The organism is Aureimonas sp. Leaf427, from assembly GCF_001425485.1.
Taxonomy (GTDB): Bacteria; Pseudomonadota; Alphaproteobacteria; order Rhizobiales; family Rhizobiaceae; genus Plantimonas.
Genome location: NZ_LMQW01000048.1, coordinates 1 through 12,931, shown reverse-complemented (window position 1 = coordinate 12,931; position 12,931 = coordinate 1). Strand labels below are relative to the sequence as shown.

12 protein-coding genes and 1 tRNA gene are annotated in these 12,931 nt (G+C 67.7%); 3 read left to right on the top strand and 10 right to left on the bottom strand.

Annotated features, from left to right (window positions below):
- Positions 1-280 precede the first annotated feature (280 nt).
- A complete protein-coding gene (locus ASG62_RS19505; RefSeq protein ID WP_056696760.1) occupies positions 281-1,468 on the top strand; it encodes a GGDEF domain-containing protein in 1,188 nt (395 codons plus the stop codon).
- A gap of 58 nt (positions 1,469-1,526) precedes the next feature.
- Here the strand turns inward: ASG62_RS19505 and ASG62_RS19500 are convergent, their stop codons facing one another.
- From ASG62_RS19500 to ASG62_RS19485, 4 genes are all read right to left on the bottom strand, one after another.
- Positions 1,527-1,952, bottom strand: a complete 426-nt coding sequence (locus ASG62_RS19500; protein WP_056696761.1) for an MAPEG family protein — start codon at positions 1,950-1,952, stop codon at positions 1,527-1,529.
- Between the two features lie 10 nt (positions 1,953-1,962).
- Positions 1,963-3,459, bottom strand: a complete 1,497-nt coding sequence (guaB, locus tag ASG62_RS19495; RefSeq protein ID WP_056696764.1) for an IMP dehydrogenase — start codon at positions 3,457-3,459, stop codon at positions 1,963-1,965.
- A gap of 182 nt (positions 3,460-3,641) precedes the next feature.
- Positions 3,642-4,625, bottom strand: coding sequence for an MBL fold metallo-hydrolase (locus ASG62_RS19490; protein WP_056696766.1), 984 nt, complete (start codon positions 4,623-4,625; stop codon positions 3,642-3,644).
- A gap of 140 nt (positions 4,626-4,765) precedes the next feature.
- Positions 4,766-5,230, bottom strand: coding sequence for a hypothetical protein (locus ASG62_RS19485; RefSeq protein WP_056696768.1), 465 nt, complete (start codon positions 5,228-5,230; stop codon positions 4,766-4,768).
- 212 nt (positions 5,231-5,442) lie between these two features.
- Between ASG62_RS19485 and ASG62_RS19480 the strand changes: the two genes are divergently transcribed.
- On the top strand, positions 5,443-6,831 hold the full coding sequence (locus tag ASG62_RS19480; RefSeq protein ID WP_056696769.1) for an MFS transporter: 1,389 nt from the start codon (positions 5,443-5,445) through the stop codon (positions 6,829-6,831).
- A 63-nt stretch (positions 6,832-6,894) separates the two neighbouring features.
- Here the strand turns inward: ASG62_RS19480 and ASG62_RS19475 are convergent, their stop codons facing one another.
- Positions 6,895-7,632: an RlmE family RNA methyltransferase gene (locus ASG62_RS19475; protein ID WP_056696771.1), complete on the bottom strand. Its 738-nt coding sequence runs from the start codon at positions 7,630-7,632 to the stop codon at positions 6,895-6,897.
- Between the two features lie 40 nt (positions 7,633-7,672).
- Positions 7,673-9,073 (bottom strand): Ppx/GppA phosphatase family protein, encoded by a 1,401-nt coding sequence (locus ASG62_RS19470; RefSeq protein ID WP_413814226.1) that lies wholly within the window; start codon positions 9,071-9,073, stop codon positions 7,673-7,675.
- Between the two features lie 1,224 nt (positions 9,074-10,297).
- Between ASG62_RS19470 and ASG62_RS19465 the strand changes: the two genes are divergently transcribed.
- Positions 10,298-10,371 (top strand) — tRNA-Gln (locus ASG62_RS19465).
- Positions 10,372-10,458: 87 nt separating this feature from the next.
- Here the strand turns inward: ASG62_RS19465 and ASG62_RS19460 are convergent.
- The 4 genes from ASG62_RS19460 to ASG62_RS19450 all read right to left on the bottom strand — a co-directional run bounded on the left by ASG62_RS19460 (position 10,459) and on the right by ASG62_RS19450 (position 12,756).
- Positions 10,459-11,544, bottom strand: a complete 1,086-nt coding sequence (locus ASG62_RS19460; RefSeq protein WP_056696774.1) for a tyrosine-type recombinase/integrase — start codon at positions 11,542-11,544, stop codon at positions 10,459-10,461.
- Positions 11,545-11,548: 4 nt separating this feature from the next.
- Positions 11,549-11,806, bottom strand: coding sequence for a hypothetical protein (locus tag ASG62_RS19455; RefSeq protein ID WP_056696776.1), 258 nt, complete (start codon positions 11,804-11,806; stop codon positions 11,549-11,551).
- The gene (locus tag ASG62_RS26725; RefSeq protein ID WP_156382264.1) at positions 11,803-11,961 is read right to left on the bottom strand and encodes a hypothetical protein; all 159 of its coding nucleotides are present in this window, start codon (positions 11,959-11,961) and stop codon (positions 11,803-11,805) included. The genes ASG62_RS19455 and ASG62_RS26725 overlap by 4 nt, the downstream gene beginning before the upstream one ends.
- A 219-nt stretch (positions 11,962-12,180) precedes the next feature.
- Positions 12,181-12,756 carry a phage antirepressor N-terminal domain-containing protein gene (locus ASG62_RS19450; protein ID WP_056696778.1) on the bottom strand — a complete coding sequence of 192 codons (576 nt, stop codon included), beginning with the start codon at positions 12,754-12,756 and terminating at the stop codon, positions 12,181-12,183.
- Positions 12,757-12,931 lie beyond the last annotated feature (175 nt).

Below are 12,931 nucleotides of genomic sequence, written 5' to 3'. Positions count from 1 at the left end.
CTTTATAGTTGGCAATTCTAATGGCTGGACCGTCGCAAGCTCTAGGCAAGCTAGAATATAAGTAGAGCTTATTCTATGCCAATGAAGTGCCGGGCGCCCCAGCATGTGGACCGCCACATCCGAGCGATGCCGCCCTTCGAGGTTCGGCGGCGCGCGTTCGAAGGCACGTTCATCGGCCAGGGCTGGAACGGCGGGCGTCGCCGTCCCGTCTTTGCAGAAGGGCTTCGCCGCGAAAGCGCGTCGGTTGCGGCATCCGTTCCCATCGCGAACGAGGGCTGACATGGCCGCGCCCCTCGATGTCGCAACCCTGTTCTTCGCGAGCTTCCTCAGCCGCTTCGCCTATCTCGTCGTCTTCTTCGTCATCGCCCTTCGTCGGCCCCAGGAACGATGCCTGTGGCATTGGATCGGCGCTTTGGTGACATCGACGATCGGGACCTTCGTCGTGGCGCAGATCCCGCCGACCGACGATCTCGGCGCGGTCTCGGGCTTTATCGTCTATGTCTGCTTCTCTGCGAGCCTCACGCTGTCCTGGAGCGGGTTGCGGCTCTTCTATGGCCGAACGATCGTCTGGCCGGCCGTGGTCGCGCTGACGATCCTGCCCAGCCTCGTCTCCACGGCGAGCATGGCGGCAGGGTTCAGCCTCAACACGGCCCTCCTCCCCATCTTCGCCATCTGCATGGTTTCGGCGGGGCTTCCGGTCGCCGAGATCCTTCGTCCGTCGGCGGAACAGCGTCTCTGGTCGCAATATGTCGTCGCGCTCGCTTTCTTCGGCTACTGTCTGATCTTCCTCATTTCGATCGTCATGATCCTCCTCGGCGAGATGAACAGCCGGACCGTGGACAGCGGCCGCATGTCGATCGTCGTCGATCAGGTGACGGGGGTCCTGGTCTATTTCGGTTACCTCGCCATGGCCGGCGAACGGGCGAGTCTCGAGCTTCAGGGCCTTGCGGAGGTCGATCCGCTGACGGGTCTCGCCAATCGCCGGGGTCTCGATCGTCTCGTGAAAAGCCGAGACGTCGTTTCGCCGAACCGGCCTTCGACGGGCCTGCTCGTCGCCGATATCGACCATTTCAAGTCCATCAACGACACCTTCGGTCACGACGCCGGCGACACCGTCTTGAAGCAGTTTTCGGAGCGGATTCGATCGAGCCTTCGAACGGGCGACATCGCCGCGCGATGGGGCGGCGAGGAGTTTCTCGTGATCCTGCCGAACTCGACCGTCGATCAGAACCTCAAGATCGCGGAGCGGTTGAGGGCGGCGATCCAGGCAGAGCCGTTCGATCTGCCGGCGGGACCGGTCCACGTCACCGTCAGCATCGGCCTCACCGAGTTGCAGACGGGAGAGGGCGATCTCGTGCCGGCGATGCGACGGGCGGACAACGCGCTCTATGCCGCCAAGGGCGCCGGCCGAAACCGGGTCGGGCGCTTCGACGGCTTGGCCGCGCCGGCCGCCCTCGCCGTCGCATAGATCGCCACCGTCACCGCTCGATCCGAACGGGAGACGGCCCTTCCGCCGCGATCGGAAATCAGACGCCGCCCACGCCCAGGATGTGGACGGAGAGAATGAGCCAGAGCGCGGCGACGGCTGCATAACCGACCAGCCACACCGGCATGCGCTGGCTGACGCGGTTGGGGCCGAGATGGATCGCGGCGTGGAGAATGCGCGAGCCGGCGAAGATCCAGGCCAGGAGCACGGCGAGCCAGGAGGCGCCGTTGACGACGTAGAGCGCCAAGCAGACCGCATAGAAGAGAACGGGCAGCTCGAACTGGTTGGCGATGTTGCGCGCGGCGACGGCGCCCCGCGCCGGCTCCGTTCCCGACGCGCGCCAGGCGGCCATCTGTGCCTCGTCGCTCCGCGCCGCGCCACGCCTGACGGCGAGCACGCCATAGACGGCGAGCGTCAGGAACGCCTGGACGATCATCGGCCAGAGGATGGCGAGATTGCCGTTCACGGCGCCGGCCTCAGAGGCCGGAGCCCGGATAATTCGGGCTTTCGCGCGTGATCGTCACGTCGTGAGCGTGGCTCTCGCGAAGGCCGGCATTGGAGATGCGCACGAAGGTCGCCTTGGTGCGGAAGGCCTCCAGATCGGCCGCGCCGACATAGCCCATGGCGGCGCGCAGACCGCCGGCGAGCTGGTGCAGGACGGCCGAGACCTGGCCCTTGTAGGGAACCTGGCCCTCGATGCCCTCCGGCACGAGCTTCAGCGTGTCGCGCACCTCGGCCTGGAAGTAGCGGTCCGCCGAACCGCGCGCCATCGCGCCGACCGAGCCCATGCCGCGGTAGGATTTGTAGGAGCGGCCCTGGTGCAGGTAGACCTCGCCGGGGCTCTCGTCGGTGCCGGCCAGAAGCGAGCCGATCATGGCGGCGGAGGCGCCGGCGGCGAGCGCCTTGGCGAGATCGCCGGAATACTTGATGCCGCCGTCCGCGATGACGGGAACCCCCGCCTTGTCGGCCTCCTCGCAGGCGCCCATGATGGCGGAGAGCTGCGGCACGCCGACGCCGGCGACGATGCGCGTCGTGCAGATCGAGCCGGGGCCGATGCCGACCTTGATCGCGTCCGCGCCGGCATCGATCAGCGCCTTTGCGCCGTCGGGCGTCGCGATGTTGCCGGCGATCACCTGGCACTCGTTCGACATGCGCTTCACGCGCTCCACCGCGTCGAGCACGCGCTGGGAATGGCCGTGGGCGGTGTCGACGACGATGACGTCGATCCCTGCGTCGATCAGGCGCTCGGCCCGCTCGAACCCGTCCTCGCCGACGCTGGTGGCGGCGGCCGCGAGAAGGCGCCCCTGCGCATCCTTCGAGGCGTTGGGATTCAGCTGGGACTTCTCGATGTCCTTGACGGTGATGAGGCCGATGCAGCGGTTGTCGCCGTCGACGACGACGAGCTTCTCGATCCGGTGCTGGTGGAGAAGGCGCTTGGCCTCGTCCTGCGCGACCGTCTCGGCGACCGTGATGAGATTGTCCTTCGTCATCAGCTCGTGGATCGGCTGGCGGTCGTCGGTGGCGAAGCGCACGTCACGATTGGTCAGGATGCCGACGAGTTGCCCCGGCGTCGGCCCGCCTTCCGTGACGACGGGAATGCCGGAGATGCGGTGCTGCACCATCAGCGCGCGCGCATCGCCGAGCGTGGCGTTCGGGCCGATCGTGACGGGGTTCACGACCATGCCGCTCTCGAACTTCTTCACCTGCCGCACGGCCTCGGCCTGTTCGGCGGGCGTCAGATTGCGGTGGATGACGCCGATGCCGCCGGCCTGCGCCATGGCGATGGCGAGCCGCGCTTCCGTCACCGTGTCCATGGCGGCGGAGAGAATCGGAATGTTGAGCTTCAGCGTGCGGGTGACGCGGGTGCGCAGATCGACCTCGCCCGGCATGACCTGCGAATGGCCCGGCTGGAGGAGGACGTCGTCGAAGGTCAGCGCGGTCGCGCCGGTCGCGGTTTCGATGATGCGAGCCATGCCAAGTCCCTCGTGATCTGAGACCTTGCCGGCCGGTGTGCGGTGCAGCGGGCGGCGAAGGGTTGGCACGGGCTGCTAGCATGCCCTCCCCGGATTGGGAAGAACCCCGGTCGCACGACGGCGATGGCGGCACCCGCCGTCCACAGGGCGGCGAGGCTGCTAAAACCGGCTTTCGCCCGGTTTTAGACGTCGAGCTGGTAGCTTAGGGGCACGAAGCGATAGCCCTCCCCCGTCTTTTGCGCATAGCCGATACCCGGAAACGGCATGTGATAGCCGAGGAACGGGACTCTCTCCTCGGCGATCCGATCGAAGACGCGGCGCCGCGTGGCGATGGCGGCGGCCTTGTCCATGTCGAAGCGCACCTCCCAGTCGGGACGCTGGAGCGAGGCGACGAAGTGGTTGGCGGTGTCGGCGGTCAGCCAGAGCGTTTGATCGCCGGAGACGAGCTCGAAGATCATGTGGCCGGGCGAGTGACCGAAGGCCTCGTGCGCCGTGATGCCGGGCGCGACCTCGGCCCCTTCCGCGATGAACCTCGTCTTGTCCTTCAGCGGCACGACGTTGGCCTCGACCAGCTTGGCATTGTCGGCGCGGGACCCGGCCTTCGCCTCGGCGGAGGTCCAGAAATCGAACTCGACCTGCCCCGCGACATAGCGGGCGTTCGGGAAGGTCGGCCTGCCCTCCTCCATCAGCCCGCCGATATGGTCGCCGTGCATATGGGTGAGAACGACGATGTCGACATCCTCCGGCGAGAGGCCGGCCGCGCCCATGCGCTCGACCAGCAGGCCGAGGCCGTTCGCCCGCCCCATCGGCCCCATTCCCGTGTCGAAGAGGACGAGCGTATCGCCGGTCTCGACGAAAACCGGATTGAAGCCGTTGGCGAAGCGGGTTTCCGGCAGAAGGTTCTCGCGCATTAGGGTTGCCACCGCCTCCGCGCTCTGGTTCTCGCCGAAGGTCGGATGCGGGCCGTCGCCGGGGCGCACGCCGTCGAGGACGACCGTGACGGTGGCTGCGCCGATCTTCACGCGGTGCCAGCCCGGCCCGGTCTCATCCTTGGCGCCTGCCGCCGTCGCAGCGCCGGCGGTGGCGGTGGCGGCCGCGAGAACCGTTCCGGCGGAGAGCCCGCCGGCGGCCGCCAGCTTCATCGCGTCGCGTCGATTGATGGTCATGTCGCATCCTCTTCCCGATCGGGCCGCATGGGCTCGCCGGATGTCGACCGGCGCATCGAGGCCTCTTCATAAGGCAACCTGGGGAGACACCGGCCATCGGCAAGCGGAAGCGGCGGAACCTGCCGCTGCCGCCGCGCGGATCAGGCCTCGGGCGGCGCGCCCGTCGCGGCAGGCGGGGCGATCATGCGCGGCAGGAGCTGCTGCCACACGGCCGCGACGAGGACCATGAGGAAGGCGACGCCGCCCATGGCCGCGCCCGTCGCGCGGGTCGGCGCCCCCGGCGACATGGCCGCGAAGGCGAGGCCGAGCGAAATCCAGTAGCCGAAGCGGCGAAAAAACGGATGCTCGGCGATCTCGCCGGCGAGAAAGGCAAGCGAGAGGACGACGAGGATCGGAAGCGCCTGCGGGTGCAGCTGCCAGCCCGTGACGGGCAGCTCGTCCCATATGCCGGGCGCGGTGCCCGCCGGGCGCTCGAAGCCTGCAAGCAGCCGTCCGGGCGTCTCGAAATAGGCGAAGAACTGGGACGCCGTCAGGAGCGCGAGGGCCGCCAGCATGAGAAGACGCGGCGGCGTCTTGTCGCGAAAGAATCGTCCCCCGGAACCCATGCCGTCATCCCCCCACCCGTAGGGAAGAATACCCGCCGGCCCAAGCCTTGCAAGGCCGGACGCCCGGTTCCGCAGGCCTTCCCTCCGCTAGAATTGCGTCGCGGGATCGGCTCCGCGAGCGGCGGGCATCCGGCGCGTTCGATTGCCTCGGCCCTGCATTCGCCCTAAGTCGGGCAGACGCTCGTTCATCCCCCTCCCCGAGGCCATCCGCCGTGAAGCGCATCGTTCCCCTGGTGCTGGCGGTCGCGCTGTTCATGGAAAACATGGACTCGACCGTCATCGCGACGTCGCTCGCCACGATCGCGCGCGACATCGGCACCAGCCCCATCGCCCTGAAGCTGGCTCTGACGAGCTACTACGTCTCGCTGGCCGTCTTCATCCCGATCTCGGGGCGCATGGCCGACCGGTTCGGCGCCAAGACCGTCTTCCGCTGGGCGATCGGGGTCTTCGTGGTCGGCTCGCTCGCCTGCGCCATCGCCAATTCGCTCGAAGGCTTCGTCGCCGCGCGCTTCCTGCAGGGCGTCGGCGGGGCGATGATGACGCCGGTCGGGCGACTGCTCCTCGTGCGTGCCGTGCCGCGCTCGGATCTCGTCTCGGCCATGGCCTGGTTCACCATTCCGGCCCTCGTCGGCCCGCTCGTCGGCCCGCCCATCGGCGGCGCCATCGCGACCTATGCGGACTGGCGCTGGATCTTCCTCATCAACCTGCCGATCGGCCTCGTCGGCATCGCGCTGGCCACGCGCTTCCTGCCCTTCGTCGAGCCCGTCCCCGACATCTCCTTCGACTGGCGAGGCTTCGCCCTGTCGGGTTTTGCCTGCGCGGGCATCGTCTTCGGCCTCTCCGTCGTGTCGCTGCCGGCGCTGCCGCCCGTCTTCGGCGGGATCATGGTGATCGCGGGGGCGATCGCCGCCGCCTTCTACGTGCGCCATGCGCGGCAGACGACGCGGCCGGTTCTCGAACTCCGGCTCCTGAAGATCCAGACGCTGCGCGCGGCCATCATCGGCGGCGCGATCTTCCGCATCGGAGCGGGCGCGGTGCCCTTCCTCTTCCCACTGATGCTCCAGCTCGGCTTCGGCTACACGCCGCTTCAGTCCGGCCTCGTGAGCGCGGCCTCGATCGGCGGCGCCATGATGATGAAGTTCCTGGCCAAGCCGGTCCTCAAACGCTTCGGCTTCCGGTCCACGTTGATCGGCGCGGGCGTGATCGGCGGGGGCCTGATGACGCTGATCGGCTTCTACGAGCCGACGACGCCGCTCTTGCTCCTCATCTCGCTGCTTCTCATCGGCGGCTTCTTCCGCTCGCTCTTCTTCACGAGCGTCAACGTCCTTGCCTTCGCCGACGTGCCGGAAGCGCGCACGGGCGACGCGACGGCCATGCTCGCCGCCTTCCAGCAGGTCGCCATCGCCACCGGCGTCGCGACCGCTGGCGCGATTCTCGAAATCCAGATGGCGTTCGGCACGGACGGCGTCTCCACCATCGCCGATTTCCAGCGGGCCTTCATCATCGTCGGCGCCGTCACCGTCTTTGCGGCCATCGCCTTCGTCAACCTCTCCTCGGAAGCCGGCGCCGAGATCGCCGGCCGGCGCGTTCCCGCGGAATGAGACGGACGGCCCCGGGCGATCGCCGATGCCCCGCGTCGGTCGATACGACGCCGAGCCCGGCTGTCAACCGAGCGGGCCCGGCTCGCCCTCGGCTTCCGGCACCTCCACCTGTTCCTCGCGCCGTCCCTTGAAGGACTTGGCGAGGAGATAGAGCTCGACCGAATCCTCGCGGCTCGCCGGCGGTTTCACATGGTGGACGCTGACGAAATGCTGCTTCAGCATGGTCAGAAGCTCGTTTTCCGTGCCGCCCTGGAAGGTCTTCGTCAGAAAGTGGCCGCCGGGCTTCAGCGTGCGGACGGCGAAATCCGCCGCGACCTCGCACAGATGCATGGTGCGGATATGGTCGGTCTTGCGATGGCCGGTCGTCGGCGCGGCCATGTCGGAAACGACGATGTCCGGCGGCCCGTCCAGCGCCTCGATGAGGCGGCCGGGCGCGGTCTCGTCGAGAAAATCCAGCTCGAAGATCGTCGCGCCGGGGATCGGATCGACCGGCAGATAATCGATCGCGACGATGCGCGATTCCTTGTCGGAGGCATTGGCCCGCTCGACCGCGACCTGCGTCCAGCCGCCCGGCGCGGCGCCGAGATCGACGATCCGCATGCCGGGCTTCAGGAGCTTGTAGCGATCGTCGATCTCGATCAGCTTGTAGGCCGCGCGGGAGCGATAGCCGTCGAGCTTGGAGCGGCGGACATAGGGATCGTTCAACTGCCGCTCGAGCCAGGCGCGCGAGGACGCCTTCAGCTTGTTCTTCTTCTTGACGCGGACCACGAGCCCGCGATCGTCTCCCCGACCGCCCACCATTATCTGTTCCTCATGTCATCGGGGATCATGCCCCCGCCGCTCATGCCAGAGCCTTCGGGCGCACAGGCTGGGGCCGGCGCCAGACGCCGTCGGCGACCATCATTTCCGTGAGCAGGCCTTCGCGCAGGCCACGATCGGCCACGCGCAGCGTGCGCGCCGGCCAGACCCGGCGGATGGCCTCCAGAATTGCGCAGCCCGCCAGCACCAGATCGGCCCGGTCGCTGCCGATGCAAGGGTTGGCGACGCGCTCCTCGAAGCTCCAGCCGGCGATGCGGGCGACGAGTTCCGTCACCTCGGCATCGCTGAGCCACAGCCCGTCCACCTGTCGGCGATCGTAGCGCTCCAGCCCCAGATGCACGCCCGCGAGCGTCGTCACCGTGCCGGACGTGCCCAGAAGATGGAAGGCGGGACCGCCGACCAGCTCGTCCAGCCGGCCGCGGCCGGGAAAGCGCGCGATGCGCTCGACCACTTCCTCGATCATCGCCTCGAAAAGCTCGGGGCCGACATCGCGCCCGCCATGGCTCTCGGCCAGCGACACGACGCCGACCGGCAGCGAGGTCCAGGCGACGATGTGGTTGGACAGGCGCCGCGAGGACCCGCCGCGAAGGTCGAGAAGCGCGATCTCCGTCGAACCGCCGCCGATATCGAAGAGCACCGCGCCCTCCGCCGTGCGATCGACCAGCGAGCCGCAGCCGGAGACCGCAAGGCGCGCCTCCGTCTCGCGGCTGACGATCTCGAGCTCCAGCCCGGTCTCGCGCTTCACGCGCTCGATGAACTCCTCGCCATTCGCCGCCGCCCGGCAGGCCTCCGTCGCGATCAGCCGGGCGCCCGCGACCGTTCGCGCGGACAGCTTCTGCGCACAGATCGCGAGCGCCGCGGCCGCGCGATCCATGGCGGGGCCGGCCAGACGCCCGGTGCGGCCGAGCCCTTCGCCGAGCCGCACGATCCGCGAGAAGGCGTCGACCACCCGGAACTGTCCGGGCCGCGTCGGCACCGCGACCAGAAGACGGCAATTGTTCGTGCCGAGATCGAGAGCGGCATAGACCGGGGGCTGAACGCGCTCGCCCTCCCCGGCCGCCGCGGCCTGATGAGAGGCCGCCATCGGCTGTATCGCCGAGCCGATCCGGTCGCCGGACGTCGCGGCCGATGCATCCGCCCTCGGCGCCTGCGTCGTCGCTCCGACGCTCGGACGATCGTTGCCGGTCGCCGGCGAAGCCGCGCCCGACGCCGCCGAGCCCGGGCCGGAGCCGTTCGTGTCCTGTCCGGCCGGGACCGCGATGCGAGCGAAACCCGCGTGGCGATCGTCGAACGCGGGGCGATCGGCCTCGGCACGATCCTCGACGCCGCCCCGGAAGCCGGCCTCAGCAACGCTCCCGGACGCCACGCGCCCATCGGACGCACGCTGTTCGCCGCTCCGTTGCCGAGAATTCCCGGCAGACAGGTCACGGCCGGCAAGGCGCGATGCGTCGCCGTGATCGCCGGCCGCCTGCGCGCCAGCCGAGCCCGGCGACGCGGAGCCCGCGCGCGGCCCGACCTCCGGGCCGTCGACGGACGAATCGGCTTTGGAACCGGCCTGCGACGGAGTGGCCGGGCGTTGGAGGCCCTTGCGACGCCGCCGGCGCGAACGCGCGCCCGGCTCCTTCGAAGGCTGCGACGAACCGGCCGCGGGGGATACCCCCTCGGCGGACGCGCTTTTATCCGTGGACCTCCCGCCCGAAGACCCTCGTTCCGTCGGTCCGCCCGCAAGGCTCGGCTGCACGCCCGGCTTCCGCCGCCGACGCTTCTGCCGCTTGGTCAGCGGCGGAGCGGCACCTTCGTCCGGCCCGGCTTGGGCCTGCCCCGGTCGCACGTTCCCATCCTCGGATGCAGGCACGGGGATGCGATCCGGCGCCGGCCGATCGCCGAGCGCCCGCTGGACTGCCGCACCATCGTCCGCCCGCCGCGCGGCATCCTCCGACGCCATGCCGCTCCGCTGCCCGGACGGCCCCGCAGACATGGCCTTCGACCGCGCCGACAGGTTCGGCGACATCGAAGCCTCCCGCCCCGCATCTTCGGCATAGCGAAACGACCCGGCCTTGCCCGACGCAAGACGCGGCCGCGCGGAGGCACCCTTCGCAGCGGAACCGTCATCGTCCCGGCGGGATGCCCCCATCGGATCGATCAGCGCGGCAGGCGGTCTCCCCCGAATATCATCGATGCTCACTATATCTCTCCGGCGCCGCACAACCCGAAAGGTCGGTTCTCGCGCCTTGGTTTTTGTGTTGTGCGGACTGTACCAAGCCCTTCGCGAAGCACAAGAGCGGTCCCGCCCGCCATGGCAGACCATCCACCCCGTCCTCACGGGCGGCCCACCCGCGCCTCTTCCCCTCCCGCACCACCCTTTCGAGCCTCCCGTCCTCCGCCCGACCAAGTCCGCCATCCCCCGGCATCAGCCGCATCCGGCCCTTGGCGAACGTTCCGAACTCATCTCCCAGCCCTCGCCGTCGGCCGGCGATCAACGCCAGCGCCGCTCGAGCGGACGCGGCCACCCCTCTTCACCCCCGACCCGTGTCGGATCGGATCGGATCGGATCGGAAATGACGAGCAGGCAAAAAGAGGGGTTTCCAGACCGCCCTCGATCGACTATAGGACCCCTCATCGGCTGTCGCACAGCACGATACCCTGCTGGGGAATAGTTTAAGGGTAGAACAGCGGACTCTGACTCCGCTAGTCTTGGTTCGAATCCAGGTTCCCCAGCCAGCAAACCCACTGAAATCGCTAAGCTTTTGGCTCTCATGGGCACGGATCAGAACAGAACCGCCATCCTTAGACAGTCGCGTTAGACAATTATGCGCCCGCTTTGTTCCTCTTGATGGGGTCGAAAGCGATCGTCGCGGCCGTCATTCGGGTGCGATGATTCGCCTCCTGCGAGTAGTGCCGGGCCATCGCAATCGTCTTCTGACCGAGCGCAATCGCGATATCCTCCTCGCTCGCGCCGTCTTCCTTCAGCAGCGCGCCGATCGTGTGCCGCAGGCCGTGGAACGTCAGACCGGGCGCCACCCGCCCGTCCTCCTCCAGCTTGCCGATCAGCTTGAAGAACGAGGAGCGGAAGCCGTCGCCGGTCAATGCCGTGCCGCGCGAGTTCACGCACAGCGTCATCGCGGCCGGCTTCGCCAGCTTGCCCGCCAACCGATCCTTCTCGGCTCTCGCCGCTTCAGCGCTCGCCGCCTGTTCGATCACTTCGGCCAGAGTCGAATGCAGCGGCCAAGCGATATCGACGCCCGCCTTGTTCGTCCGAGCGACGATCCGCCCGTCCTGGACGCAGTTGCGCGGCAGTGAGATCACGTCGCCCTCGCGAAGGCCGGCGTACATTCCCAGCGCGATCGCCAGCTTCAATGCCGGCGGTGCCGCGTCCATCACGGCGGCGCGCTCGTTCGCCTTCCAGGCCCGGTTTGCCTTCGGCGCGCTCTTGGGTTTCGGGATCTGGCGGACGCCCTTGGCCGGATTGTCCTTCATCTTGCCGCGCTCGGTCGCCACGCCGAAGACGGCCGCGAGAACCGCGATGACATAGTTCGCGAACCGCCGCTTCCTCTTCGCGAAGGCCTTGTCGCGCAGCCCGGCGATGAACGCCCGGTCGATCGAGGCCAAGGGCATCCGGCTCAGAGGCTCGAGATAGGCCAGCACCTTCTCGTAATCGGACTTGGACCGCGGCGCGAGATCGAGCCACCGATGGTGCGTCTTGTAGAGCGCGATCGCCGCAGCCAGCGTCCCATCGATCGCGGCCGGCCGGCCCTTCGCCTTCTCCTCGGCGACGCGCAGCTCCTCGAAGAACTCCGGCGTTCCGAACGTGGCCATCAGGCGCGTGCCGCTTGCCCGATGGTAGCAGTACATCTCGCCCTTGACGGTGTACCGCTTCAGTCCCTTCACCGTCACTGTGCTAGGTCCCCGCCGCAGCATCATCCATCATCCCGAGCCAATCATCGCCCGAAAGGTTGGCCTCGGTTTTCGTGAGTCCGTCAAGCCAGGTGTCCAGCGCCTTCCGATCCCAGCGCACCACGGCGCCGAACCGAACCGGTGCAACCGGGCATTCCCGCTGGAACACGTTGGGCGAGACGGCGAGGTAATCGGCGGCCTGCCGAGAGTTCAGGAATCGCCGCTCGGGCAACGCAAGACGGGTGCGTTCGATCGTCGTCATCGCCACAGCCTTTCCAGCCCGAAGAGCTCGTAGATCGCGACCCGTCCGTCCGGGTATCCGCGGTGAAAATCGTTGCGGCTGAAGCGGAGCCGCCAGCTCTTGGAGAGCTGAAAATGGAAGAGGCCGATCCGAACGTTCACGAGGCAGTCGCTCACTGTTCCGTCCCTCCTCGTGTTCTTGAAGCGTTCGCCTGCTTGCCGTAGATTGTGGCGGGGGGAACGCTCTCGACCGGCCTTTCCATTTCGCCGCCGCTGCCTGGGGAGGTCCGTCTCCGGGCAGCGGTTTGGCTTTAAGGCTTCGTTGTCGGGGGACTGGGTGTTTGAACCCTGAGCTCTGCTCGTCGCATACCAAGCTCTCGGCCGGGCCGCTTTGCTTCAGGCTGCTGGCGATCCGTCAGCCGTCTTGATCCGCGAGAACTCGATCAGATCAAGCTGACGCTTCTGTTCCATCATCGCGATCGGCAAGCCGAGGATGAACCAGAGCTGTCCGGCCGCGCGAGTGCCGAACGTTTGGCGAGCTTCCGTCACCATGCGAATGCGCCCCGTCTCGGGTTCATGAGCCTCGCTGTCGGCGGGTATCTCCACCCCCGGCAGCTTGGCGCCGCGGTAGAAGTTTTCGAACAGGACGCCGTAGCATTCGCGTTGGTAGACGAGCACCTTCGCCTTGACCGTTTCGTCCTTGATGCGGCTGCTGTCGATGGTGAACAACCAGCCGTTAACGAGTTCGAGCTTCAGGCAAGTCGTCTCCTGCGCCCCGCCACAGCCGAAGGGTACGTGCATGACACACGTCCCTTCGGACAGGATCGGGTCCCGATTGAGACGCTGACGCTGGGCATTCCAGTCCAGTCCCATCGCTTTAACGATCGGCTTGAGCGCGACGAACGTGCCGTCGTCGCTCTCAAAACCGAAAAGCTCGTCTCCGCGGAAATTCGCGGTTACAATGTTGCCCATCAATGGCTCCTTTCAGCCTTTGGTGGATGGGTTGCCCCTGGAAGGGCAACGGTGAAGCTGCGACGAGGCAGAGGTTCCTAGGTGTTCAATCCCAGGGTTTCATGGTGAGATCCTTTCCTCGAATTGGAAGGAGGCTCTATGGGACAGGTTCGTCACGGCAGCGCCACGACCACGC